A 22,296-nucleotide genomic window follows, 5' to 3' on the forward strand; every position below is an offset into this window, starting at 1 on the left:
TCAGTCTCTGTATAAAAAAGTAAAATCATTGGTTGACATCTAATTATATAGATGTTACTATATCAAAGGTGCTCCTATTCACCTGATACTTTGGAGGATATGATCAATGTCTTATGAAAAAGTATTACAGGCACAGAAGGTCATTATAGGAACAAAACAAACAGTCAAAGCACTTAAGGAAGGTCTTGTACTTGAATTAGTGGTGGCAAGCGATGCTGAACCTAAGGTTACAGCAAAGGTCGTTGCTGAAGCTAACTCGTTCGACGTTCCAGTTCTATTTGTGGATTCGATGAAAAAACTCGGCAAAGCATGTGGAATTGAAGTGGGTGCGGCAGCTGTTGCAATTATCCGTTAAAAACTGTTTTTGTAGATAGAGAAGTCTGCAAGAACTTTGTTTTTTGCAAAAAAATGAACCACCTGGATGTGTGGACTTACAAATAATGAAGGGAGGAAACAAATCATGCCTACTATTAACCAACTAGTGCGCAAGCCACGTCAATCAGCGGCAGAGAAGTCAAAATCTCCAGCGCTAAATAAAGGTTATAATAGCTTTAAAAAATCACAAACTAATGTATCTTCACCGCAAAAACGCGGAGTATGTACTCGTGTTGGTACAATGACTCCGAAGAAACCGAACTCAGCGTTACGTAAATATGCACGTGTACGTTTGACAAACGGTATCGAGGTGACTGCATACATTCCTGGTATTGGCCACAACCTTCAAGAGCACAGTGTTGTTCTTATTCGTGGAGGACGTGTAAAAGACTTACCGGGGGTACGTTATCACATCGTACGTGGTGCACTTGATACGGCTGGTGTAAACAACCGTATGCAAGGTCGTTCAAAATATGGTACTAAGAGACCAAAAGCAGCGAAGAAATAATCATACTAAATAGAAGCTTCTTTGAAAGGAGGAAAATACATGCCACGTAAAGGTCCTGTAGCAAAAAGAGACGTTTTACCTGATCCGCTATACAATTCAAAATTAGTTACTCGTCTAATCAACAAAATGATGGTTGACGGTAAAAGAGGTAAGTCACAAGAAATTCTTTACTCTGCGTTTAACACTATTCGTGAACGTTCTGGCAAAGAGCCAATGGAAGTATTCGATGCAGCGATGAAAAACATCATGCCGGTACTTGAAGTTAAAGCTCGCCGTGTCGGTGGTGCTAACTACCAAGTTCCAGTTGAGGTGCGTCCTGATCGCCGTACAACTCTTGGTCTTCGTTGGTTAGTGAACTATTCACGTAATCGCGGTGAAAAAACGATGGAAGAGCGTTTAGCTAACGAAATCATGGATGCAGCTAACAACACTGGTGCATCTGTGAAGAAGCGTGAAGATACACACAAAATGGCAGAAGCAAACAAAGCGTTTGCTCACTATCGTTGGTAATTTAACCTTCAATATAAAAACACTTTCATACTAGGAAGGAGAAAGACCCAATGGCAAGAGAGTTCTCCTTAGAAAATACACGTAATATCGGTATCATGGCACACATCGATGCCGGTAAAACGACCACCACTGAGCGTGTCCTTTATTACACCGGTAAGATTCATAAAATCGGTGAAACACACGAAGGTGCTTCTCAGATGGACTGGATGGAGCAGGAACAAGAGCGCGGAATCACAATCACTTCCGCAGCAACAACTGCATCATGGAAGGGCCACCGCGTAAATATCATCGACACTCCAGGACACGTAGACTTCACAGTTGAAGTTGAACGTTCCCTACGTGTTCTTGATGGTGCGGTAGCTGTACTAGATGCGCAATCAGGTGTTGAACCTCAAACTGAAACAGTTTGGCGTCAAGCAACAACCTACGGAGTACCACGTGTTGTATTCGTAAATAAAATGGACAAAATTGGAGCTGACTTCTTATATTCTGTAGGAACACTTCATGACCGCCTGCAAGCGAATGCACATCCAATTCAGTTACCAATCGGTGCTGAAGACCAATTCTCAGCAATCATTGACCTTGTGGAAATGAACGCAGTATTCTACGGTAACGATTTAGGTACTGATATTGAAGTACGTGAAATTCCGGAAGAACACCGCGAACTTGCTGAAGAATACCATGAGAAATTAGTTGAAGCAGTAGCAGAACTTGATGAAGAATTAATGGAGAAATACCTAAGTGGTGAAGAGATTACGAAGGAAGAGCTTAAAGCTGGAATTCGTAAAGGTACTGTTAATGTTGAATTCTATCCTGTTATCTGTGGATCAGCTTTCAAAAACAAAGGTGTTCAATTAATGTTGGATGCTGTCATCGATTACCTTCCATCACCATTAGATGTACCTGCGATTAAAGGACATTCAGTGGATGATGAAGAGGAAATTGTTGAACGTCATTCAAATGACGATGAGCCATTCTCAGCTCTAGCATTCAAAGTTATGACAGACCCTTATGTTGGTAAATTAACGTTCTTCCGTGTTTACTCTGGTACTTTAGAGTCTGGATCATATGTCCAGAACTCAACAAAAGGCAAGCGTGAACGTATCGGACGTATCCTGCAAATGCACGCAAACAGCCGTCAAGAAATCACAAAAGTTTTTGCTGGTGACATTGCTGCTGCTGTAGGTTTGAAAGATACAACTACTGGAGACACACTTTGTGATGACAAGAGTCAGGTAATTCTTGAGTCAATGCAATTCCCTGAGCCAGTAATTGAACTTTCAGTTGAACCAAAATCAAAAGCAGACCAAGACAAAATGACGACTGCATTACAAAAACTTCAAGAAGAAGATCCGACATTCCGTGCACATACTGACCAGGAGACTGGACAGGTTATTATAGCCGGTATGGGTGAGCTTCACCTTGATATCATTGTTGACCGTATGCGTCGTGAATTTAAGGTTGAAGCAAACGTAGGTGCACCACAGGTTGCTTATCGTGAAACTTTCAAAGGTTCAGCGCAAGTTGAAGGAAAGTTCGCACGTCAATCTGGTGGACGCGGACAATACGGACATGTTTGGATTGAATTCTCTCCAAATGAAGCTGGTAAAGGCTTCGAATTCGAAAACGGTATTGTCGGTGGTGTCGTTCCTCGTGAATACATCCCTGCAGTTCAAGCTGGTCTTGAAGATGCTTTAGACCGTGGTGTGCTTGCTGGCTATCCGTTAGTGGATATTAAGGCTAGATTGTTTGACGGATCTTACCATGATGTTGACTCCTCTGAAATGGCGTTTAAGATTGCTGCATCAATGGCTCTTAAGAATGCTGCTTCAAAATGTCAACCATGTATCCTTGAACCAGTCATGAGAGTGGAAGTTGTTATCCCAGAAGATTACCTAGGTGATATCATGGGACAAATTACTGCACGCCGTGGCCGTGTTGAAGGTATGGAAGCACGCGGTAACGCACAAGTTGTCCGTTCAATGGTTCCACTTTCAGAAATGTTTGGTTATGCAACAGCACTTCGTTCAAGTACACAAGGTCGTGGAGTATTCTCTATGCACTTTGATCACTATGAAGAAGTACCAAAATCAATTTTCTGAAGAAATCATCAAAAAAAATAAAGGTGAATAATTGATTTTCGCCTTTCTTTAAAGTATAACTACTTATGTACCTATAGAAACTGTGAATAATGGACAACCATTTTCGCAGTTTCTATAAAATATACTTAAACTTTTATAATCCAAAGGAGGATTTTCCAAATGGCAAAAGCTAAATTCGACCGTTCAAAGCCACACGTTAACATTGGTACTATCGGACACGTTGACCATGGTAAAACTACTTTAACAGCTGCAATCACTTCTGTACTTGCAAAAACAGGTAAAGCAGAAGCTCGTGCATATGATCAAATCGATGGTGCACCAGAAGAAAAAGAACGTGGAATCACAATCTCTACAGCTCACGTTGAATATGAAACTGACAACCGTCACTATGCACACGTTGACTGCCCAGGACACGCTGACTATGTTAAAAACATGATCACTGGTGCTGCTCAAATGGACGGCGGTATCTTAGTAGTATCTGCTACTGATGGCCCAATGCCACAAACTCGTGAGCACATCCTTCTTTCTCGTCAAGTAGGTGTTCCTTACCTTGTTGTATTCATGAACAAATGTGATATGGTTGATGACGAAGAACTTCTTGAATTAGTAGAAATGGAAATTCGTGATCTATTAACTGAATACGATTTCCCTGGCGATGACACTCCTGTTATCAAAGGTTCTGCTCTTAAAGCATTAGAAGGCGAAGCTGCTTGGGAAGAAAAAGTTCTTGAGCTTATGGCTGCTGTTGATGAATTCATCCCAACTCCAACTCGTGACACTGATAAACCTTTCATGATGCCAGTTGAGGACGTTTTCTCAATCACTGGTCGTGGTACAGTTGCTACAGGACGTGTTGAGCGTGGTGTAGTTAAAGTTGGTGACGTAGTTGAAATCGTAGGTTTCACTGAAGAACCAAAATCTACTACTGTAACAGGTGTAGAAATGTTCCGTAAGCTTCTTGACTTTGCTGAAGCTGGTGACAACATTGGTGCCCTTCTTCGTGGTGTTGCTCGTGAAGAAATCGAGCGTGGACAAGTTTTGGCAAAGCCAAAATCCATCACTCCACACACAAAGTTCAAAGCACAAGTTTACGTTTTATCTAAAGAAGAAGGTGGACGTCATACTCCATTCTTCTCAAACTATCGTCCACAATTCTATTTCCGTACTTCTGATATTACTGGTATTTGTAATCTTCCAGAAGGCGTAGAAATGGTTATGCCTGGCGATCACATTGAAATGACTGTTGAACTAATCGCTCCAGTTGCTATCGAAGAAGGAACTAAGTTCTCAATTCGTGAAGGCGGACGTACAGTTGGTTCAGGTTCAATCACAACAATCCAAGAGTAATTAATTTATAGAAAAAGCAGATGGGTGACGATCCATCTGCTTTTTTTTGTCCATAATAACGTGTTTCTTCTATATAATATAGATCGATACAAAGTCGGAATTAGGAGATTTTTGGAGATTAATAAATGGTATTGTAATTGTCTTTCCCAGCCTTTATAATAGGAAAAGTGTTAAACACATGGACGTAAAAAAATAATCGTAATAAATGTTGCGTTTACTTTATGTTTTATGTATAATAGACAATGTTGGTCTTTGACTGCGATGATGTGGAAGGTTGCTGACACACCCGGCCGCTTTGCCATGGCGAGTGTGTGGGAAATTTCCACTGAGAATGTCTATTTTGAAAATAGGCGAATAAAGGAGGGAAAATAATGGCAAAACAAAAAATTCGTATCCGTCTAAAAGCATATGATCACAGAATCCTTGATCAATCTGCAGAAAAAATCGTTGAAACAGCAAAACGTTCTGGTGCGGCTGTCTCTGGTCCAATTCCGTTGCCAACTGAAAAGTCTGTTTACACGATTCTTCGTGCGGTTCATAAGTACAAAGATTCTCGTGAACAATTTGAAATGCGGACACATAAGCGTCTAATCGACATCGTTAACCCAACTCCACAAACAGTTGATGCGTTAATGCGTTTAGATTTACCATCAGGTGTTGATATCGAAATCAAACTATAATCAAGATAAATAATAAATTATTCAGGAGGTGTGACTTACATGACCAAAGGAATCTTAGGAAGAAAGATTGGTATGACTCAAGTATTTGCAGAAAACGGCAACTTAATCCCTGTAACAGTGGTTGAGGTAGCTCCAAACGTAGTTCTTCAAAAGAAATCAGTTGATAGCGACGGATATGTATCTGTTCAATTTGGATTTGAAGATAAACGTGAAAAATTATCTAACAAACCTGAAAAGGGCCACGTTGCAAAAGCAAATACTGCTCCTAAGCGCTTCATTCGCGAATTCCGCGGAGACGACTTAGCAGCATATGAAGTTGGTCAAGAAGTCAAAGTTGATATTTTCGCTGCAGGCGATATCGTAGATGTAACAGGAATCTCAAAGGGTAAAGGTTTCCAAGGTGTTATCAAACGCCACGGACAATCTCGCGGCCCAATGGCTCACGGTTCACGTTATCATCGTCGCCCTGGTTCAATGGGACCTGTTGCTCCAAACCGTGTATTCAAAGGTAAATTATTACCAGGCCGCATGGGTGGAGATCAAGTTACTGTTCAAAACCTTGAAATCATTAAGGTTGATACAGAACGCAACTTGCTTTTAATCAAAGGTAACGTACCAGGTGCAAGAAAAGCATTATTAAAAATCAAAGGTGCGGTTAAAGCATAATTACCTTTTCAGAAAGGAGGAACACAAGAATGCCTAAAGTAGCATTATTAAACCAAAACGGTTCACAAGTTGGTGAACTTGAACTTAATGAAGCGGTTTTTGGTATTGAGCCTAATCAACACGTATTATTCGAAGCGATTATTATGCAACGAGCTTCTTTACGTCAAGGAACTCATAAAACAAAAATTCGTTCTGAAGTACGCGGCGGTGGTCGTAAACCATGGCGTCAAAAAGGAACTGGCCGTGCACGTCAAGGGTCAATCCGTTCTCCACAATGGCGCGGAGGTGGTACTGTTTTCGGACCTACACCACGCAGCTATAGCTACAAATTACCGAAGAAAGTACGCCGTTTAGCTATTAAATCGGCACTATCTTCTAAAGTATTAGAAGAAAATATTCTAGTATTAGAAAGCCTTGCTTTCGATGCTCCAAAAACAAAAGAATTCAAATCAGTATTAGGTGGCCTTTCTGTTGAGAAAAAAGCACTAATCGTTACTGCTGACCTTGATGAGAACGTGGCATTATCTGCTCGTAACATTCCTGGAGTAACAGTTGTAACAGCTGATGGAATCAACGTTTTAGACGTTGTTAATCATGACCAATTAATCATGACTAAAGCAGCGGTTGAAAAAGTAGAGGAGGTGCTTGCATAATGGATGCACGCGATATCATTAAGCGCCCCGTTATCACTGAGCGTTCTACTGACCTAATGGCTGAAAAGAAATATACGTTCGAAGTTGATGTTAGAGCTAATAAAACTCAAGTCAAAGATGCTGTTAAAGAGATCTTCGGCGTTGAAGTTGAAAAAGTAAACATCATGAACTACAAAGGTAAATTCAAACGTATGGGTAAATTCGGCGGATACACAAACAAACGTCGTAAAGCAATTGTAAAATTAACTGCTGACAGCAAAGAAATCGAATTCTTTGAAGCATAAGAACCTAACAAGAAGAGGAGGGAATTAACATGGCGATTAAAAAGTACAAACCTACCTCCAATGGTCGTCGCGGAATGACTACTTCTGATTTCGCTGAAATCACAACTAGCACTCCAGAAAAATCTCTTTTAGCTCCGCTAACGAGAAAAGGCGGCCGTAATAACCAAGGTAAGTTAACTGTTCGTCATCAAGGTGGCGGCCATAAGCGTCAATATCGTTTAATTGATTTTAAACGTAACAAAGATGGCATTCCAGGACGCGTTGCTACAATTGAGTATGATCCAAACCGTTCTGCCAATATTGCATTAATCAATTACGTGGATGGAGAAAAACGTTATATTTTAGCTCCTAAAAACCTAGTAGTTGGCATGGAAGTTATGTCAGGCCCTGAGGCTGATATTAAAGTAGGTAACGCACTTCCATTAGCAAACATTCCTGTTGGTACAGTAGTACACAACATCGAATTAAAACCAGGAAAAGGCGGTCAGTTGGTTCGTTCTGCTGGAACTAGCGCGCAGGTACTTGGTAAAGAAGGAAAATACGTATTAGTACGTTTAAACTCTGGTGAAGTTCGAATGATTCTTGCTGAGTGCCGTGCAACTGTCGGTCAAGTAGGAAACGAACAACACGAACTTATTAAAATTGGTAAAGCAGGTCGTTCTCGTTGGTTAGGCAAACGTCCAACTGTTCGTGGATCTGTTATGAACCCTAATGATCACCCACACGGTGGTGGTGAAGGACGTTCACCAATCGGTCGTAAATCACCAATGTCTCCATGGGGTAAACCAACTCTTGGATACAAAACACGTAAGAAGAAGAATAAATCAGATAAGTTTATTGTACGTCGTCGTAAAAAATAACGGGACTAACCTACGGTTCATAGATAGGACCGTAGAACAGTCACGAAGGGAGGTTCCTTCATGGGTCGCAGCTTAAAAAAAGGACCATTTGTTGATGATCATTTAATGGTTAAGGTCGAAAAGTTAAATGAAACTGAGAGTAAGCAAGTTATTAAAACTTGGTCTCGACGTTCTACGATCTTCCCACAATTTATCGGCCACACAATCGCTGTTTATGATGGTCGCAAACATGTACCTGTATATGTTACTGAAGACATGGTAGGACACAAGCTTGGAGAATTCGCTCCAACACGTGCTTACAAAGGACATGGCAATGATGACAAGAAAACAAGACGTTAAGAGAGGAGGGCATCCAAATGCAAGCTAAAGCTGTTGCAAGAACAGTTCGTATTGCTCCTCGTAAAGCACGTTTAGTCGTTGATTTAATCCGAGGAAAGCAAGTTGGTGAAGCGGTGGCGATTTTAAATCTCACTCCTAGGGCTGCTTCTCCAATCGTGGAAAAAGTATTAAAGTCAGCTATGGCAAATGCTGAACACAACTATGAAATGGACGTTAATAATTTAGTTGTTGAACAAGCATTCGTTGACGAAGGACCAACGTTGAAACGTTTCCGTCCGCGCGCTATGGGCCGTGCTAGCCAAATTAACAAACGCACAAGCCACATTACAATCGTATTAACAGAAAAGAAGGAGGGATAATCTGTGGGTCAAAAAGTAAATCCAGTCGGTTTGCGTATCGGAATCATTAAAGATTGGGAATCTAAGTGGTACGCAGGTAAAGACTTCGCTACTCTTTTACACGAAGACCTTAAAGTTCGTGAGTATATCACGAAACGTTTAAAAGATGCTTCTGTTTCTAAAGTTGAAATCGAACGTGCTGCTAACCGTGTGAACGTTACAGTTCATACAGCTAAGCCTGGTATGGTAATCGGTAAAGGCGGTACGGAAGTTGAAGCACTTCGTAAAGCACTAAACCAATTAACTGGCAAACGTGTTCACATTAACATCCTTGAAATTAAGAGAGCGGATCTTGATGCGAAACTAGTTGCTGAAAATATTGCTCGTCAATTAGAAAATCGTGTATCTTTCCGTCGTGCACAAAAGCAAGCTATTCAACGTGCTATGCGTGCTGGTGCGAAAGGTATCAAAACACAAGTTTCTGGTCGTTTAGGCGGAGCAGATATCGCTCGTGCTGAACATTACAGCGAAGGAACTGTTCCACTTCATACGCTTCGCGCAGATATCGACTATGCTACGGCTGAAGGCGATACCACTTATGGTAAGCTAGGCGTAAAAGTGTGGATCTATAAGGGAGAAGTCCTTCCTACTAAGAAGAAAAATGCGGAAGGAGGCAAATAAACATGTTATTGCCAAAACGCGTAAAATATCGCCGTCAACACCGTGGTAAAATGCGTGGTAACGCGAAAGGCGGCACTGAAGTAACTTTCGGTGAATTCGGTCTACAAGCTACTGAAGCTTCTTGGATTACGAACCGTCAAATCGAAGCAGCCCGTATTGCCATGACACGTTACATGAAACGTGGCGGTAAAGTTTGGATTAAAATCTTCCCACATAAGCCATATACTGCTAAACCACTAGAAGTTCGGATGGGTTCTGGTAAAGGGGCTCCTGAAGGCTGGGTAGCAGTTGTTAAGCCTGGGAAAGTTATGTTTGAAATTGCCGGTGTTTCTGAAGAAGTTGCACGTGAAGCACTTCGACTTGCAATGCACAAACTACCTGTAAAGTGTAAGTTTGTAAAACGAGAAGAAATTGGTGGTGAATCAAGTGAAAGCTAATGAACTACGTGACCTTACCACTGCTGAAATTGAACAAAAAGTAAAATCTCTAAAAGAAGAGCTTTTCAACCTTCGCTTTCAATTGGCGACAGGACAACTTGAAAACACAGCTCGTATTCGTGAAGTACGTAAAGCTATTGCTCGCATGAAGACTGTTGTTCGTGAAAGAGAAATCAGCGTTAATAAGTAATTACCCGAGAGGAGGTTCACACAATGAGTGAACGCAACCAACGCAAAGTTTACACTGGACGCGTGGTTTCTGACAAAATGGATAAAACCGTTACTGTTCTTGTCGAAACACATAAAAAGCATCCGTTATACGGTAAACGCGTTAAGTACTCTAAAAAGTTTAAAGCTCATGATGAGCAAAACACAGCAAAAATCGGCGATGTTGTACGTATCATGGAAACTCGCCCACTTTCAGCTACTAAACGCTTCCGTTTAGTTGAAGTAGTAGAAAAAGCAGTTATTATTTAATTGTTCGGATAACGCAACATTTCCGAAGGGAGGTTACACACATGATTCAACAAGAATCACGTTTAAAAGTTGCTGACAACTCTGGTGCTCGTGAAGTACTTACGATTAAAGTTCTTGGTGGTTCTGGTCGCAAAACCGCTAATATCGGTGATGTGATCGTTTGTACCGTAAAACAAGCAACACCTGGTGGCGTTGTTAAAAAAGGTGACGTTGTTAAGGCAGTTATTGTTCGTACAAAGACAGGCGCACGTCGTCCTGATGGTTCTTACATTCGTTTTGATGAAAACGCATGTGTTATCATCAAAGATGACAAGAGCCCACGTGGAACTCGTATCTTTGGACCAGTTGCCCGCGAACTTCGCGATAACAACTTTATGAAAATCGTATCTTTAGCTCCAGAAGTATTATAATTTTAAAATCAATTGCCTTTAAGGAGGTGCTTACTGATGCATGTAAAAAAAGGTGATAAAGTCAGAGTTATGTCTGGCAAGGATAAAGGCAAAACAGGCGTGATCCTCGCAGCTTATCCTAAAGAAAGCCGTGTACTAGTGGAAGGCGTAAACATCGTGAAAAAACACTCTAAACCTTCACAAGTGAACCCACAAGGCGGAATTATCAGTTTTGAGGCTCCAATTCATGTATCAAACGTTATGCCTATCGACCCTAAATCAGGTAACCCGACTCGCGTAGGTTACAAAACGGTTGATGGCAAAAAAGTACGCGTAGCAAAATCCGGTGAAGTTTTAGATAAATAGTTAAAATTTTAGAAGGGAGGTACCATAAGTGAACCGCCTAAAAGAAAAATTCGTTAAAGAAGTAACTCCAGCTCTTATGAGCAAATTCAATTATGAATCAGTTATGCAAGTTCCTAAACTTGATAAAATTGTTATAAACATGGGTGTTGGTGACGCTGTTGCAAATGCTAAGGCACTTGACAATGCAGTAGAAGAACTTGCTACTATTACTGGTCAAAAACCAGTCGTAACTCGTGCGAAAAAATCTATCGCTGGCTTCCGTCTTCGTGAAGGTATGCCAATCGGTGCAAAGGTTACCCTTCGCGGTGAGCGCATGTACCAATTCTTGGATAAATTAGTTTCCGTTTCTTTACCACGTGTACGTGACTTCCGTGGGGTTTCTAAAAAAGCTTTCGATGGTCGCGGTAACTATACATTGGGTATTAAAGAACAATTAATCTTCCCTGAAATTGATTACGATAAAGTAAGCAAAGTTCGTGGTATGGATATCGTTATCGTAACGACTGCAAACACTGATGAAGAATCACGTGAACTTTTAACTCAATTTGGAATGCCATTCCAAAAGTAATCGTTAAATAAGGGAGGCGAAAACGTGGCTAAAAAGTCAATGATTGCGAAACAACAACGCACGCCTAAATTCAAAGTACAAGAGTATACACGCTGCGAACGTTGCGGACGTCCACACTCTGTATACCGTAAATTTAAGCTTTGCCGTATTTGTTTCCGTGAATTAGCATACAAAGGACAAATTCCTGGTGTTAAAAAAGCTAGCTGGTAAAACTAGAAGTTGGGAAGGAGGTAAAAATAATGGTCATGACAGATCCAATTGCTGATATGCTTACTCGCATTCGTAATGCGAACATGGTGCGTCACGAAAAATTAGAAGTGCCTGCTTCTAATTTGAAAAAAGAAATTGCTGAAATCCTAAAGCGCGAAGGTTTCGTACGTGATGTCGAATTTATCGAAGACAACAAACAAGGGATCATCCGTATCTTCTTAAAGTACGGTGCTAATAACGAACGCGTTATTACTGGTCTAAAGCGCATAAGCAAGCCTGGACTTCGAGTTTACGCTAAATCAAATGAGGTACCACGCGTACTTAACGGTCTTGGTATCGCATTAGTTTCAACATCAACAGGTGTTATTACAGATAAAGAAGCTCGTGCAAAACAAGTCGGCGGAGAAGTATTAGCTTACGTTTGGTAAAAGAGTTTCTGAATGAATGGAGGTGCACTAAATGTCTCGCATAGGAAAAAAACCAATCGAAATTCCAGCAGGAGTTACGGTTACATTAAACAACAATACTGTTACGGTTAAAGGACCTAAAGGCGAACTTAGTCGTTCTTTTAATCCTGATATCGCAATTAACATTGAAGAAAACGTAATAACAATCACACGCCCATCTGACCAAAAGGAGCACCGCGCATTGCACGGTACTACTCGCGCGGTGATCGCGAACATGGTTGAGGGTGTTTCTAATGGCTTTGCAAAGGGCTTAGAATTAATCGGGGTTGGTTACCGTGTACAAAAGCAAGGTAACAAACTTGTATTAAGTGTTGGTTACTCACATCCAGTTGAAATTGAACCTGAAGCTGGTCTTGAAGTAGAAGTACCTAGCAATACAAAAATTATTGTTAAAGGTACTGATAAAGAACGTGTTGGTGCATTAGCAGCCAATATTCGTCAAGTACGCCCGCCTGAGCCTTATAAAGGTAAAGGAATTCGCTACGAAGGTGAATTCGTTCGTCGTAAAGAGGGTAAAACAGGTAAGTAATCGCCTTATGGGTAAACGAAAGGAGTGACGTAAATGATTACGAAGCTTGATAAAAACGCTACTCGCAAGAAAAGACACGCTCGTGTCCGTGCGAAACTTAGCGGAACTTCAGCTCGTCCACGTCTAAATGTGTTTCGTTCAAACAAACATATTTATGCTCAATTAATCGATGACATGAATGGAGTAACTTTAGCGAGTGCTTCTACAATAGAAAAAGATTTCGGTCTTGAGTCTACAAGCAACCTTGAAGCTGCACAAAAGGTTGGAGAATTAGTCGCTAAACGTGCGGTAGAAAAAGGTATCTCTGCTGTTGTCTTTGATCGTGGAGGATACCTATACCACGGACGTGTGCAAGCATTAGCAGATGCTGCACGCGAAAACGGCTTACAATTTTAATAGACAAAGGAGGGACACATAAAGATGCGTCGTATTGATCCAAACAAACTTGAACTTGAAGAACGCGTAGTTACAGTTAACCGTGTTGCGAAAGTTGTTAAAGGTGGACGTCGTTTCCGCTTCACTGCCCTTGTAGTAGTCGGCGATAAAAACGGTCATGTTGGATTCGGTACTGGTAAAGCTCAAGAAGTACCAGATGCCATCCGCAAAGCCATCGAAGATGCAAAGAAAAACTTAGTCGAAGTTGCAATGGTTGGAACAACCATTCCTCACCAAGTAATCGGACGTTTTGGTGCTGGTGAAATCCTTCTAAAGCCTGCTTCTGAAGGTACAGGAGTAATCGCTGGCGGACCAGTTCGTGCTGTTCTAGAATTAGGCGGGGTAGCTGATATCCTTTCTAAATCATTAGGAACAAACACACCAATCAACATGGTTCGTGCCACTATTGATGGTATTACACAACTAAAACGTGCTGAAGACGTAGCGAAACTACGTGGTAAATCAGTAGAAGAACTGTTAGGATAAGGGGGGAAATCAAATGGCGAAACTATTAATTACCCTCAACCGCAGCGTAATTGGTCGCCCTGAGGACCAACGTGCAACAGTTACTGCATTAGGATTACGTAAATTAAATCAAACAGTTGAGCATCAAGATAACGCGGCGATTCGCGGTATGATTACTAAAGTTGCTCACCTTGTAACAGTTAAAGAACAATAATTGATTCTTTTCTTTCATAAGGAGGTGCCAATATGAAACTTCATGAATTAAAACCTGCAGAAGGTTCTCGTCAAGAGCGCAAACGTTTAGGTCGCGGAATCGGTTCTGGTCAAGGGAAAACAGCAGGTAAAGGTCATAAAGGTCAAAATGCTCGTTCCGGTGGTGGTGTCCGCCTTGGATTCGAGGGTGGTCAAACACCTTTATACCGTCGTTTACCAAAACGTGGTTTTACTAACATTAGCCGTAAAGAGTTCGCTATCGTTAATCTTGATGCATTAAATCGCTTTGAAGAAGGTACAGAAGTTACTCCAGAACTTCTTATTGAAATCGGAGTGGTAAGTAACGAGAAAGCAGGAATTAAAGTTCTTGCTAAAGGGAACGTAGAGAAAAAGTTGACTGTTAAAGCTCACAAATTCTCCTCTGCTGCTAAGGAAGCGATCGAAGCTGCTGGTGGAACTACTGAGGTGATCTAATGTTCCAGACAATCTCCAATTTTATGCGCGTGGGTGATATAAGACGTAAGATCATATTCACCCTTTTAATGTTAGTCGTTTTTCGACTAGGTACCTTTATTCCGGTACCGAATGTAAATGCTGATGTCCTTGCTAATCAAGATAAGCTAAGTGTTTTTGGTATACTGAATACCTTTGGCGGTGGAGCATTAAAACAATTCTCCATCTTTGCAATGGGTATTATGCCATATATCACGGCTTCGATTATTATTCAGCTTTTACAAATGGATGTTGTTCCGAAATTTACGGAATGGTCCAAACAAGGGGAATCAGGGCGACGTAAGATTGCTCAATTCACCCGGTACTTTACCGTAGTGCTTGGATTTATCCAAGCATTAGGAATGTCTTATGGCTTTAACAACTTAGCCAGCGGGCAATTGATTGAAAACCCTGGTATTGGTACGTATCTCCTAATTGCAGTTACTTTAACTGCTGGAACATCCTTTTTGATGTGGCTAGGCGAGCAGATCACTGAAAAAGGTGTGGGAAATGGAATTTCCATTATCATCTTTGCAGGGATCGTTGCTGGTATGCCTTCTGTCATTAATCAAATTTATGTACAGCAATTTGAAAATGCGGGAGATGCTTTATTTTTACGTATTGTCACAGTTGTTTTAATTGCTCTTGCAGTCATTGCTATTGTGGTGGGTGTTGTATTCATCCAACAAGCAAATCGTAAAATACCAATTCAGTATGCAAAACGCGTTGTCGCAGGTCGTAACCCGGTTGGTGGTCAATCCACTCATATGCCGTTAAAGGTGAATGCCGCTGGTGTAATTCCTGTAATCTTTGCGGTTTCATTTATTGTAACGCCAAGAACGGTAGCTTCGTTCTTCGGAACAAATGATGTAACGCTTTGGATTAATAAGAATTTAGACTATTCTCATCCAATTGGGATGACGTTATATGCAGCACTCATTATCGCGTTTACTTATTTTTATGCTTTTATCCAAGTGAACCCTGAACAAGCAGCGGAAAACTTACAGAAGCAAAGCGGCTATATCCCGGGTATCCGCCCAGGTAAGAGTACGCAGGAATACTTAACACGCGTCTTATATCGTTTAACCTTTGTAGGTGCAATCTTCCTAACCATTATTTCGGTTCTTCCTATGCTTTTTATAAAAATAGCGAATTTACCGCAATCGGCTCAAATTGGAGGTACAAGTTTGTTGATCGTTGTCGGTGTTGCACTTGATACGTACAAACAGCTTGAAGCACAGTTGGTTAAACGTCATTATAAAGGCTTTATTAAGTAGTACAAGGTTTTTGGGGCCCCATGGACCCCAAGACCTAAATTAAGCACGAGGGGGGAACACGTGTGAATTTAGTATTAATGGGGCTTCCAGGTGCCGGTAAAGGTACGCAAGCAGAGAGAATCGTCGAGCAATACGGCATCCCTCATATCTCTACTGGAGATATGTTCCGTGCAGCGATGAAAGAAGGAACGGAACTAGGATTACAAGCGAAATCATTCATGGATAAAGGCGAACTTGTTCCTGATGAAGTGACAATTGGCATTGTTCGTGAGCGATTAAGCAAAGAAGATTGTCAAAAAGGTTTCTTATTAGATGGCTTCCCTAGAACTGTACCTCAAGCAGATGCTTTGGAAAATCTATTGGTTGATTTAAATAAAAAAATTGACTTTGTCATTAACATAACTGTGGATAAGAGTATTTTAATGGATCGTTTGACAGGACGTCGGATTTGTAAAGAATGTGGATCGACTTATCATTTAGTCTTTAATCCTCCTGCAAAAGAGGGTGTATGCGATCGCTGCGGCGGTGAGCTTTATCAAAGAGCTGATGATAATGCCGAAACTGTTCAAAATCGTTTAGATGTTAATATTAAACAACAAGAGCCATTACTTACTTTTTATGAAACGAAAGGTTATCTCCGCACAATTGATGGTCAGCAGGATATTAAAAAAGTATTTGCTGATATCGAACAATTACTTGGGAGCTTAGCTTAGTGGTGAATCACAAAGTGAAACAATCTGCCATTCGACTCTCGAATTTCTCCAATATGATTCAAAAGTATGTGAAAGCTAATAGACTTTCTATTATGCTTTAGTATGCAGGACCGAGAGTTGGGCAAGAATGACATGAGGACCTTACTATTCCTCATTTTGATAAAATTCCTTGCGGACAAAGTGCAGTATAATATGTTATTATTATAAGGTTGCATACTGTCGAACGAACAAAAAGACTCGCTTGCATTTTATTGAACGCTATTTTTGAAAAAGAAGGGAGACGAGACTTGTGGCCAAAGATGATGTAATTGAAATTGAAGGTAAAGTCATTGAAACTTTGCCAAATGCGATGTTTAAGGTAGAATTAGAAAATGGTCATACTGTGCTAGCTCATGTTTCTGGTAAAATCCGAATGCACTTTATTCGCATTCTTCCAGGTGATAAGGTTACTGTTGAGCTTTCTCCATATGACTTAACGCGCGGAAGAATTACGTACCGCTTTAAATAATCAGCACTCCGTACTACTAAGGAGGTTAGGATACTAATGAAAGTAAGACCATCTGTTAAACCGATCTGCGAAAAGTGTAAAGTTATCCGTAGACGCGGAAAAGTTATGGTTATCTGTGAAAACCCTAAACATAAACAAAAACAAGGTTAATTTTGAAGGAGGTGCGCTAAAATATGGCACGTATTGCTGGTGTAGATATTCCACGTGAAAAGCGTGTAGTTATCTCTTTAACTTACATTTATGGTATTGGTAAAAATACAGCACAAAAAGTACTAGCAGAAGCTGGTGTTTCTGAAAATACTCGTGTGCGTGATTTAACAGAAGACGAATTAAACAAAATCCGTGACATCATCGACAAGTTAAAAGTTGAAGGTGATCTTCGCCGTGAAATTTCTCTTAACATTAAGCGTTTAATGGAAATCGGCTGCTACCGCGGATTACGTCATCGTCGTGGTTTACCGGTTCGTGGACAAAATACGAAAAACAACGCTCGTACACGCAAAGGTCCTCGTAAGACTGTAGCGAACAAGAAGAAGTAATCGGCAAAGGAGGTTAATTTAAATGGCACGTAAAACTAATACACGTAAACGTCGTGTTAAAAAGAATATTGAATCAGGTATCGCTCATATCCGTTCAACATTTAACAATACGATTGTAACTATCACTGATGTTCATGGTAATGCAATTTCTTGGTCAAGTGCTGGTGCGCTTGGATTTAGAGGTTCTCGTAAATCTACTCCATTCGCAGCACAAATGGCAGCTGAAACTGCAGCAAAAACATCCATCGAACACGGTATGAAAACTTTAGAAGTTACTGTAAAAGGTCCTGGTGCAGGCCGTGAAGCAGCCATTCGTGCTCTTCAAGCTGCTGGTCTTGAAGTAACTGCGATTAAAGACGTTACACCTGTTCCTCATAATGGATGCCGTCCACCAAAACGCCGTCGTGTTTAATTTTTCTGTATAGAACTTGTATCATGCGTCTATAATGGATATGATACTAAATTTTACAACTTATACAGGGAATTTATTCCAGTTGTTGTGCACAAAACGGGAACGTATACATGGGGAAATTTCAATTAGCATATTACGTCTAGTTGAGGTTTCGACGTTTTGAAGGAGGGTTATTTGATGATCGAAATAGAAAAACCAAAAATCGAAACGGTTGAGATCAACGATGATGCCAAGTACGGTAAGTTCGTCGTAGAGCCACTTGAGCGTGGATATGGTACCACTTTGGGTAACTCCTTACGTCGTATCCTATTATCTTCACTCCCAGGTGCCGCTGTTACATCGATTCAGGTCGATGGGGTACTTCATGAGTTCTCAACAATTGAAGGCGTCGTAGAGGATGTAACATCCATCATTTTAAACATTAAAAAATTAGCGTTAAAAATCTACTCTGATGAAGAAAAAACACTTGAGATTGATGTGCAGGGTGAAGGACCTGTCAAGGCAATGAATATTACCCATGACAGTGATGTGGAGATCTTAAATCCAGACATTCATATTGCAACATTGGCATCAAACGGACATCTTCGCATGCGCTTAACGGCTAGACGTGGTCGTGGATATACACCGGCTGATCAGAACAAGAGAGAAGATCAACCAATTGGTGTGATTCCAATTGACGCCATTTATACGCCGGTTTCACGTGTGTCCTATCAAGTAGAAAATACCCGCGTTGGTCAAATGACGAATTTTGATAAGCTTACGCTTGATGTTTGGACAGATGGAAGCACTGGGCCAAAAGAAGCGATTGCTCTTGGTTCGAAAATTTTGACTGAGCATTTAAATATCTTCGTTGGATTAACCGATGAAGCACAAAATGCTGAAATTATGATCGAAAAAGAAGAAGATCAAAAAGAAAAAGTTCTAGAAATGACAATAGAAGAACTAGATCTTTCTGTTCGTTCTTATAACTGTTTAAAACGTGCTGGAATCAACACTGTTCAGGAATTAGCTAATAAGACTGAAGAGGATATGATGAAGGTTCGTAATTTAGGACGCAAATCACTCGAAGAAGTGAAGGCAAAACTAGAAGAGCTTGGGTTAGGCTTGCGTAAAGACGACTAGTCTTTAGACTTGTTATTAATCCGCTTTATGACTTCAACAAAGGAGGGAACCCTTCATGGCATACAGAAAGTTAGGACGCACAAGTGCACAGCGTAAAGCTATGCTACGTGATTTAACTACAGACTTAATTATCAACGAGCGCATCGAAACAACAGAAACCCGCGCGAAAGAAATTCGTGTGACTGTTGAAAAAATGATTACGCTAGGTAAACGCGGCGATTTACATGCTCGTCGTCAAGCTTCTTCATATGTTCGTCACGAAGTTGCTAATGCCGAAAACGGTCAAGATGCAGTTCAAAAACTTTTCGCTGATATCGCTCCACGTTATCAAGAGCGTCAAGGTGGATACACTCGTATTATGAAACTTGGACCTCGCCGCGGTGACGGTGCGCCAATGGTTATTATCGAGTTAGTTTAATACCTTTTTACACACAACAAGGGCGCTGGACAGTTTACAAACAAACTTGTTCTTTGCCCTTTTTTTGTAACAAATATCTTTTATAATTGTTCGACCCAAGCCAAAACGAGTGTTATGATGAGCGTGACTCCATCAATGGAGCGAGAATCTTATTATCTTGAAGGTTTCTTCGATTCTCTTCACGCCCCGTCTAGCTCATGCACCTCCTCCCATTTCTATTTAAGAAATTCCTTTTTCGCAGTAGGATCTTTGCTGCCTGGGGACGAGGTGCGGGCTTTTTTTGTTATAGGAAAAGGGGCGGAGTGTCGCAAATGCGAAGCTGCTTTTTAAATAGTTGATGTTTAGCTTGCTCACACCACCTTTAATGTTTTTTATTTGTAATGTTTTTTGATGGGAAATAGTTGAGATGAGACGAGGGGAGGAATATCGATGAAAGAATCAATTGTTTCGCTTAAAGGAGTTTCCTTTCAATACGATGAACAGGAACGGTATGCTCTTAGTAATGTGAGTTTTGACATCTACGATGGGGAATGGCTGGCGATTGTCGGACATAATGGCTCTGGTAAGTCGACGATGGCAAAACTGCTAAACGGTCTTCAATTTCCGCAACAAGGGGAGATTATGGTTGGGGATTTAAAGCTTACCGAGGAGTCGATTTGGGATATTCGTAAGAAAATCGGGATGGTTTTTCAAAATCCTGATAATCAATTTGTGGGAACGACTGTACAGGATGATGTGGCTTTTGGTTTAGAAAACAATGGGATTCCTAGAGATGAAATGGTACAGCGGGTTGAAGATTCATTAAGAAAGGTGAAAATGGATCAATTTCTATATCAAGAGCCCCACCATCTATCGGGTGGACAGAAACAGCGGGTAGCGATTGCCGGCGTGTTAGCTTTAAGACCTTCCATTATTATTCTCGATGAAGCAACCTCAATGCTAGACCCAAGAGGGCGTGAAGAGGTTTTAGAGACGGTAAGATTATTAAAAGAAGAAAAGGCCTTAACCGTAATCTCCATTACTCACGACCTGGAGGAAGCCGCAAAGGCAGACCGAATCATCGTGATGAACAAAGGGGAAGTGTTCCGTGAGGGAACCCCGGAGGAGATTTTCTCAATGGATGAGCAATTGATTCAATTAGGATTAGATATTCCTTTCTCTGTTAAAATGAGCAAAGCGTTTAGGAAAAATGGGATAGAGTTATCGAAGCATTATTTATCGGAAGAAGAGTTGGTGACAGAGCTATGGACATCTCACTTCAGCAAATAGAATACCGCTACCAAGCAAACACCCCTTTTGAACGTCTGGCCATTGAGGACGTATCGATCGATATTCCTTCTGGAACCTATATGGCGATTATTGGCCACACTGGTTCCGGTAAGTCTACGGTTTTACAGCATCTAAATGCGCTGCTGCAGCCTACAAAAGGAACTGTGAAGATTGGTGCACATGAAATTAAAGCACAGCAGAAAAATAAAAACTTAAAGCAAGTTCGGCAAAAAGTAGGAATTGTATTTCAATTTCCTGAGCATCAATTGTTTGAAGAAACAGTTGAAAAGGACATTATCTTTGGTCCGATGAATTTTGGGGTTTCGGAAGCAGAGGCAAAAAAGAGGGCACGACTTGCTTTAGTACAAGTAGGTCTAGCTGAGGAGATTTTAGAAAAATCACCGTTTGACCTGTCAGGCGGACAAATGCGTCGCGTCGCGATTGCCGGTGTGTTGGCAATGGAGCCGGATGTGATTGTCCTGGATGAGCCTACGGCTGGACTTGACCCCCGTGGCCGGAAAGAAATAATGGATATGTTTTATGCACTCCATAAGGAAAGGAACCTTTCTACCATACTTGTCACGCACAGTATGGAGGATGCCGCAAGATACGCTGATCAAATAGTGATTATGCAGCAAGGGAAGGTTGTTAAACAAGGAACACCGGGAGAAATCTTTTCATCACCAGTTGAATTGGTGCAAATGGGACTGGATGTCCCTGAGGTGGTACGATTCCAATTAAAACTTGAAGAGAAAACAGGGCTGAAGTTAGATAAAATCTACCTTTCCCTTGAAGAATTATCTACTGCTGTGACAGAATCTTTTAGCAGAGGTGTTCGCTCATGATGGAGAAAATGATTTTCGGTCGGTATGTTCCTGCGGATTCAATGGTCCACAAGATGGATCCTCGTTCAAAACTAATGATCATCTTTCTATTTGTTTGCATTATTTTTCTAGCTAATAATTGGATTACCTATGCACTTATTGGAGTTTATACCTTTTATATGCTTGGCATGTCCCGGATACCTGTTCGTTTCTTATATGGCGGATTAAAGCCAGTTCTATGGCTCGTTTTATTTACCTTTGTGTTGCAACTGTTTTTTACAAAAGAAGGGGCGTTACTCTACGAATTAGGACCGATAAAAATTTATGAAGCGGGCCTAAAAATGGGGATATTTATTTCCTTACGATTCTTCTTCTTGATCTTAATGACGTCTTTACTGACCTTAACTACCACTCCGATTGAGATTACAGATGGACTAGAGACGCTCTTAAATCCTTTAAAAAAGGTCCGTTTTCCCGTTCATGAAATGGCGCTGATGATGTCGATTTCGCTGCGGTTCATTCCTACCTTGATGCAGGAAACAGATAAAATTATGAAGGCGCAGATTGCCCGAGGAGTGGAGTTTGCGAGCGGTCCATTTAAGGAGCGAATAAAGGCTGTTATTCCACTCCTTATCCCCTTGTTTGTCAGTTCCTTTAAACGAGCGGAAGAACTGGCAATCGCGATGGAAGCTAGGGGCTACCGTGGTGGTGAAGGAAGGACGAAATACCGGCAATTGAGCTGGAGAGCAGCGGATTCGGTGCAGATGTTTGTTTTAGCAATTATAACGATTCTTTTAATTTTACTACGTTCATAATGGAGCAG

Annotated in this window: 36 protein-coding genes and 1 pseudogene; all 37 read left to right on the forward strand. The window is 41.0% G+C overall.

Going from position 1 to position 22,296, the window contains the following annotated elements:
* Positions 1-106: 106 nt before the first annotated feature.
* Positions 107-355 (forward strand): 50S ribosomal protein L7ae-like protein, encoded by a 249-nt coding sequence (locus RCG19_RS10055; protein ID WP_166243742.1) that lies wholly within the window; start codon positions 107-109, stop codon positions 353-355.
* Positions 356-460: 105 nt separating this feature from the next.
* Positions 461-883 carry a 30S ribosomal protein S12 gene (gene rpsL / locus RCG19_RS10060; RefSeq protein ID WP_166243744.1) on the forward strand — a complete coding sequence of 141 codons (423 nt, stop codon included), beginning with the start codon at positions 461-463 and terminating at the stop codon, positions 881-883.
* 39 nt (positions 884-922) lie between these two features.
* A complete protein-coding gene (rpsG, locus tag RCG19_RS10065; protein WP_166243746.1) occupies positions 923-1,393 on the forward strand; it encodes a 30S ribosomal protein S7 in 471 nt (156 codons plus the stop codon).
* 50 nt (positions 1,394-1,443) lie between these two features.
* Positions 1,444-3,526 (forward strand): annotated as a pseudogene (gene fusA / locus RCG19_RS10070) (elongation factor G).
* A gap of 128 nt (positions 3,527-3,654) precedes the next feature.
* Positions 3,655-4,842 (forward strand): elongation factor Tu, encoded by a 1,188-nt coding sequence (gene tuf / locus RCG19_RS10075; RefSeq protein ID WP_166243750.1) that lies wholly within the window; start codon positions 3,655-3,657, stop codon positions 4,840-4,842.
* A gap of 371 nt (positions 4,843-5,213) precedes the next feature.
* The gene (gene rpsJ, locus RCG19_RS10080; protein WP_007085291.1) at positions 5,214-5,522 is read left to right on the forward strand and encodes a 30S ribosomal protein S10; all 309 of its coding nucleotides are present in this window, start codon (positions 5,214-5,216) and stop codon (positions 5,520-5,522) included.
* A gap of 39 nt (positions 5,523-5,561) precedes the next feature.
* Positions 5,562-6,188 (forward strand): 50S ribosomal protein L3, encoded by a 627-nt coding sequence (rplC, locus tag RCG19_RS10085; protein WP_308110691.1) that lies wholly within the window; start codon positions 5,562-5,564, stop codon positions 6,186-6,188.
* Between the two features lie 29 nt (positions 6,189-6,217).
* Entirely contained in the window at positions 6,218-6,841 is a 624-nt protein-coding gene (rplD, locus tag RCG19_RS10090) for a 50S ribosomal protein L4 (RefSeq protein WP_166243754.1), read from the forward strand.
* Positions 6,841-7,125, forward strand: coding sequence for a 50S ribosomal protein L23 (rplW, locus tag RCG19_RS10095; protein WP_040203238.1), 285 nt, complete (start codon positions 6,841-6,843; stop codon positions 7,123-7,125). The genes rplD and rplW overlap by 1 nt, the downstream gene beginning before the upstream one ends.
* 29 nt (positions 7,126-7,154) lie before the next feature.
* Positions 7,155-7,985, forward strand: coding sequence for a 50S ribosomal protein L2 (gene rplB, locus RCG19_RS10100; RefSeq protein WP_308110692.1), 831 nt, complete (start codon positions 7,155-7,157; stop codon positions 7,983-7,985).
* Positions 7,986-8,045: 60 nt separating this feature from the next.
* Positions 8,046-8,324 (forward strand): 30S ribosomal protein S19, encoded by a 279-nt coding sequence (gene rpsS / locus RCG19_RS10105; RefSeq protein ID WP_026565526.1) that lies wholly within the window; start codon positions 8,046-8,048, stop codon positions 8,322-8,324.
* Positions 8,325-8,341: 17 nt separating this feature from the next.
* Positions 8,342-8,683 carry a 50S ribosomal protein L22 gene (rplV, locus tag RCG19_RS10110; protein ID WP_166243758.1) on the forward strand — a complete coding sequence of 114 codons (342 nt, stop codon included), beginning with the start codon at positions 8,342-8,344 and terminating at the stop codon, positions 8,681-8,683.
* Positions 8,684-8,686: 3 nt separating this feature from the next.
* Positions 8,687-9,343: a 30S ribosomal protein S3 gene (rpsC, locus tag RCG19_RS10115; protein WP_166243760.1), complete on the forward strand. Its 657-nt coding sequence runs from the start codon at positions 8,687-8,689 to the stop codon at positions 9,341-9,343.
* 2 nt (positions 9,344-9,345) lie between these two features.
* Positions 9,346-9,780, forward strand: coding sequence for a 50S ribosomal protein L16 (gene rplP / locus RCG19_RS10120; protein ID WP_308110693.1), 435 nt, complete (start codon positions 9,346-9,348; stop codon positions 9,778-9,780).
* Complete coding sequence (rpmC, locus tag RCG19_RS10125; RefSeq protein WP_007085282.1) at positions 9,770-9,970, forward strand: 50S ribosomal protein L29; 201 nt, start codon at positions 9,770-9,772, stop codon at positions 9,968-9,970. The genes rplP and rpmC overlap by 11 nt, the downstream gene beginning before the upstream one ends.
* Positions 9,971-9,993: 23 nt before the next feature.
* Entirely contained in the window at positions 9,994-10,257 is a 264-nt protein-coding gene (rpsQ, locus tag RCG19_RS10130; protein WP_040203248.1) for a 30S ribosomal protein S17, read from the forward strand.
* A 41-nt stretch (positions 10,258-10,298) separates the two neighbouring features.
* Positions 10,299-10,667 (forward strand): 50S ribosomal protein L14, encoded by a 369-nt coding sequence (rplN, locus tag RCG19_RS10135; RefSeq protein ID WP_007085280.1) that lies wholly within the window; start codon positions 10,299-10,301, stop codon positions 10,665-10,667.
* A gap of 36 nt (positions 10,668-10,703) precedes the next feature.
* The gene (gene rplX, locus RCG19_RS10140) at positions 10,704-11,012 is read left to right on the forward strand and encodes a 50S ribosomal protein L24 (RefSeq protein ID WP_166243764.1); all 309 of its coding nucleotides are present in this window, start codon (positions 10,704-10,706) and stop codon (positions 11,010-11,012) included.
* A 28-nt stretch (positions 11,013-11,040) separates the two neighbouring features.
* Positions 11,041-11,580 (forward strand): 50S ribosomal protein L5, encoded by a 540-nt coding sequence (gene rplE / locus RCG19_RS10145; protein ID WP_007085278.1) that lies wholly within the window; start codon positions 11,041-11,043, stop codon positions 11,578-11,580.
* Positions 11,581-11,604: 24 nt separating this feature from the next.
* Positions 11,605-11,790 (forward strand): 30S ribosomal protein S14, encoded by a 186-nt coding sequence (gene rpsN / locus RCG19_RS10150; protein WP_007085277.1) that lies wholly within the window; start codon positions 11,605-11,607, stop codon positions 11,788-11,790.
* A gap of 29 nt (positions 11,791-11,819) precedes the next feature.
* Positions 11,820-12,218, forward strand: a complete 399-nt coding sequence (gene rpsH / locus RCG19_RS10155) for a 30S ribosomal protein S8 (protein ID WP_007085276.1) — start codon at positions 11,820-11,822, stop codon at positions 12,216-12,218.
* 31 nt (positions 12,219-12,249) lie between these two features.
* The gene (gene rplF, locus RCG19_RS10160; RefSeq protein WP_166243766.1) at positions 12,250-12,786 is read left to right on the forward strand and encodes a 50S ribosomal protein L6; all 537 of its coding nucleotides are present in this window, start codon (positions 12,250-12,252) and stop codon (positions 12,784-12,786) included.
* 33 nt (positions 12,787-12,819) lie between these two features.
* On the forward strand, positions 12,820-13,182 hold the full coding sequence (rplR, locus tag RCG19_RS10165; protein ID WP_166243768.1) for a 50S ribosomal protein L18: 363 nt from the start codon (positions 12,820-12,822) through the stop codon (positions 13,180-13,182).
* Between the two features lie 24 nt (positions 13,183-13,206).
* On the forward strand, positions 13,207-13,707 hold the full coding sequence (gene rpsE, locus RCG19_RS10170; protein WP_007085273.1) for a 30S ribosomal protein S5: 501 nt from the start codon (positions 13,207-13,209) through the stop codon (positions 13,705-13,707).
* 13 nt (positions 13,708-13,720) lie between these two features.
* Positions 13,721-13,900, forward strand: coding sequence for a 50S ribosomal protein L30 (gene rpmD / locus RCG19_RS10175; protein WP_007085272.1), 180 nt, complete (start codon positions 13,721-13,723; stop codon positions 13,898-13,900).
* A gap of 32 nt (positions 13,901-13,932) precedes the next feature.
* Complete coding sequence (gene rplO, locus RCG19_RS10180; RefSeq protein WP_166243770.1) at positions 13,933-14,373, forward strand: 50S ribosomal protein L15; 441 nt, start codon at positions 13,933-13,935, stop codon at positions 14,371-14,373.
* Positions 14,373-15,668 carry a preprotein translocase subunit SecY gene (gene secY, locus RCG19_RS10185; RefSeq protein ID WP_166243772.1) on the forward strand — a complete coding sequence of 432 codons (1,296 nt, stop codon included), beginning with the start codon at positions 14,373-14,375 and terminating at the stop codon, positions 15,666-15,668. The genes rplO and secY overlap by 1 nt, the downstream gene beginning before the upstream one ends.
* A 62-nt stretch (positions 15,669-15,730) precedes the next feature.
* On the forward strand, positions 15,731-16,381 hold the full coding sequence (locus RCG19_RS10190; protein WP_308110694.1) for an adenylate kinase: 651 nt from the start codon (positions 15,731-15,733) through the stop codon (positions 16,379-16,381).
* 289 nt (positions 16,382-16,670) lie between these two features.
* Positions 16,671-16,889: a translation initiation factor IF-1 gene (gene infA, locus RCG19_RS10195; protein WP_007085268.1), complete on the forward strand. Its 219-nt coding sequence runs from the start codon at positions 16,671-16,673 to the stop codon at positions 16,887-16,889.
* A 36-nt stretch (positions 16,890-16,925) separates the two neighbouring features.
* On the forward strand, positions 16,926-17,039 hold the full coding sequence (gene rpmJ / locus RCG19_RS10200) for a 50S ribosomal protein L36 (RefSeq protein ID WP_000868344.1): 114 nt from the start codon (positions 16,926-16,928) through the stop codon (positions 17,037-17,039).
* Between the two features lie 23 nt (positions 17,040-17,062).
* Positions 17,063-17,428 (forward strand): 30S ribosomal protein S13, encoded by a 366-nt coding sequence (gene rpsM, locus RCG19_RS10205; RefSeq protein ID WP_166243776.1) that lies wholly within the window; start codon positions 17,063-17,065, stop codon positions 17,426-17,428.
* 22 nt (positions 17,429-17,450) lie between these two features.
* Entirely contained in the window at positions 17,451-17,840 is a 390-nt protein-coding gene (gene rpsK, locus RCG19_RS10210; RefSeq protein WP_024027886.1) for a 30S ribosomal protein S11, read from the forward strand.
* 177 nt (positions 17,841-18,017) lie between these two features.
* Positions 18,018-18,962, forward strand: a complete 945-nt coding sequence (locus RCG19_RS10215) for a DNA-directed RNA polymerase subunit alpha (protein WP_166243812.1) — start codon at positions 18,018-18,020, stop codon at positions 18,960-18,962.
* Positions 18,963-19,017: 55 nt separating this feature from the next.
* On the forward strand, positions 19,018-19,380 hold the full coding sequence (gene rplQ, locus RCG19_RS10220) for a 50S ribosomal protein L17 (protein WP_166243778.1): 363 nt from the start codon (positions 19,018-19,020) through the stop codon (positions 19,378-19,380).
* 429 nt (positions 19,381-19,809) lie between these two features.
* Positions 19,810-20,649, forward strand: coding sequence for an energy-coupling factor ABC transporter ATP-binding protein (locus RCG19_RS10225; RefSeq protein ID WP_308110695.1), 840 nt, complete (start codon positions 19,810-19,812; stop codon positions 20,647-20,649).
* A complete protein-coding gene (locus RCG19_RS10230; RefSeq protein WP_308110696.1) occupies positions 20,625-21,494 on the forward strand; it encodes an energy-coupling factor ABC transporter ATP-binding protein in 870 nt (289 codons plus the stop codon). The genes RCG19_RS10225 and RCG19_RS10230 overlap by 25 nt, the downstream gene beginning before the upstream one ends.
* Positions 21,491-22,288 carry an energy-coupling factor transporter transmembrane component T family protein gene (locus RCG19_RS10235; protein ID WP_308110698.1) on the forward strand — a complete coding sequence of 266 codons (798 nt, stop codon included), beginning with the start codon at positions 21,491-21,493 and terminating at the stop codon, positions 22,286-22,288. The genes RCG19_RS10230 and RCG19_RS10235 overlap by 4 nt, the downstream gene beginning before the upstream one ends.
* Positions 22,289-22,296: the final 8 nt, after the last annotated feature.

Source organism: Neobacillus sp. OS1-2 (assembly GCF_030915505.1).
In the GTDB taxonomy this organism is placed as follows: Bacteria; Bacillota; Bacilli; order Bacillales; family Cytobacillaceae; genus Neobacillus.

What these genes read in the sequence shown, in the direction of transcription:
- rpsK (WP_024027886.1), top strand. Translation starts at nt 17,451, where the DNA reads ATGGCACGTAAAACTAATACACGTAAACGTCGTGTTAAAAAGAATATT.
- rplV (WP_166243758.1), top strand. Translation starts at nt 8,342, where the DNA reads ATGCAAGCTAAAGCTGTTGCAAGAACAGTTCGTATTGCTCCTCGTAAA.
- rpsE (WP_007085273.1), top strand. Translation starts at nt 13,207, where the DNA reads ATGCGTCGTATTGATCCAAACAAACTTGAACTTGAAGAACGCGTAGTT.
- RCG19_RS10055 (WP_166243742.1), top strand. Translation starts at nt 107, where the DNA reads ATGTCTTATGAAAAAGTATTACAGGCACAGAAGGTCATTATAGGAACA.
- RCG19_RS10235 (WP_308110698.1), top strand. Translation starts at nt 21,491, where the DNA reads ATGATGGAGAAAATGATTTTCGGTCGGTATGTTCCTGCGGATTCAATG.
- rplQ (WP_166243778.1), top strand. Translation starts at nt 19,018, where the DNA reads ATGGCATACAGAAAGTTAGGACGCACAAGTGCACAGCGTAAAGCTATG.
- secY (WP_166243772.1), top strand. Translation starts at nt 14,373, where the DNA reads ATGTTCCAGACAATCTCCAATTTTATGCGCGTGGGTGATATAAGACGT.
- RCG19_RS10225 (WP_308110695.1), top strand. Translation starts at nt 19,810, where the DNA reads ATGAAAGAATCAATTGTTTCGCTTAAAGGAGTTTCCTTTCAATACGAT.
- rplO (WP_166243770.1), top strand. Translation starts at nt 13,933, where the DNA reads ATGAAACTTCATGAATTAAAACCTGCAGAAGGTTCTCGTCAAGAGCGC.
- rpsS (WP_026565526.1), top strand. Translation starts at nt 8,046, where the DNA reads ATGGGTCGCAGCTTAAAAAAAGGACCATTTGTTGATGATCATTTAATG.
- rpsQ (WP_040203248.1), top strand. Translation starts at nt 9,994, where the DNA reads ATGAGTGAACGCAACCAACGCAAAGTTTACACTGGACGCGTGGTTTCT.
- rplW (WP_040203238.1), top strand. Translation starts at nt 6,841, where the DNA reads ATGGATGCACGCGATATCATTAAGCGCCCCGTTATCACTGAGCGTTCT.
- rplF (WP_166243766.1), top strand. Translation starts at nt 12,250, where the DNA reads ATGTCTCGCATAGGAAAAAAACCAATCGAAATTCCAGCAGGAGTTACG.
- rpsG (WP_166243746.1), top strand. Translation starts at nt 923, where the DNA reads ATGCCACGTAAAGGTCCTGTAGCAAAAAGAGACGTTTTACCTGATCCG.
- rplN (WP_007085280.1), top strand. Translation starts at nt 10,299, where the DNA reads ATGATTCAACAAGAATCACGTTTAAAAGTTGCTGACAACTCTGGTGCT.
- RCG19_RS10215 (WP_166243812.1), top strand. Translation starts at nt 18,018, where the DNA reads ATGATCGAAATAGAAAAACCAAAAATCGAAACGGTTGAGATCAACGAT.
- rplR (WP_166243768.1), top strand. Translation starts at nt 12,820, where the DNA reads ATGATTACGAAGCTTGATAAAAACGCTACTCGCAAGAAAAGACACGCT.
- tuf (WP_166243750.1), top strand. Translation starts at nt 3,655, where the DNA reads ATGGCAAAAGCTAAATTCGACCGTTCAAAGCCACACGTTAACATTGGT.
- rplC (WP_308110691.1), top strand. Translation starts at nt 5,562, where the DNA reads ATGACCAAAGGAATCTTAGGAAGAAAGATTGGTATGACTCAAGTATTT.
- rpsM (WP_166243776.1), top strand. Translation starts at nt 17,063, where the DNA reads ATGGCACGTATTGCTGGTGTAGATATTCCACGTGAAAAGCGTGTAGTT.
- rpmJ (WP_000868344.1), top strand. Translation starts at nt 16,926, where the DNA reads ATGAAAGTAAGACCATCTGTTAAACCGATCTGCGAAAAGTGTAAAGTT.
- rpsJ (WP_007085291.1), top strand. Translation starts at nt 5,214, where the DNA reads ATGGCAAAACAAAAAATTCGTATCCGTCTAAAAGCATATGATCACAGA.
- rpsL (WP_166243744.1), top strand. Translation starts at nt 461, where the DNA reads ATGCCTACTATTAACCAACTAGTGCGCAAGCCACGTCAATCAGCGGCA.
- rplB (WP_308110692.1), top strand. Translation starts at nt 7,155, where the DNA reads ATGGCGATTAAAAAGTACAAACCTACCTCCAATGGTCGTCGCGGAATG.
- RCG19_RS10230 (WP_308110696.1), top strand. Translation starts at nt 20,625, where the DNA reads ATGGACATCTCACTTCAGCAAATAGAATACCGCTACCAAGCAAACACC.
- rpsH (WP_007085276.1), top strand. Translation starts at nt 11,820, where the DNA reads ATGGTCATGACAGATCCAATTGCTGATATGCTTACTCGCATTCGTAAT.
- rplD (WP_166243754.1), top strand. Translation starts at nt 6,218, where the DNA reads ATGCCTAAAGTAGCATTATTAAACCAAAACGGTTCACAAGTTGGTGAA.
- rpmD (WP_007085272.1), top strand. Translation starts at nt 13,721, where the DNA reads ATGGCGAAACTATTAATTACCCTCAACCGCAGCGTAATTGGTCGCCCT.
- rplX (WP_166243764.1), top strand. Translation starts at nt 10,704, where the DNA reads ATGCATGTAAAAAAAGGTGATAAAGTCAGAGTTATGTCTGGCAAGGAT.
- rplP (WP_308110693.1), top strand. Translation starts at nt 9,346, where the DNA reads ATGTTATTGCCAAAACGCGTAAAATATCGCCGTCAACACCGTGGTAAA.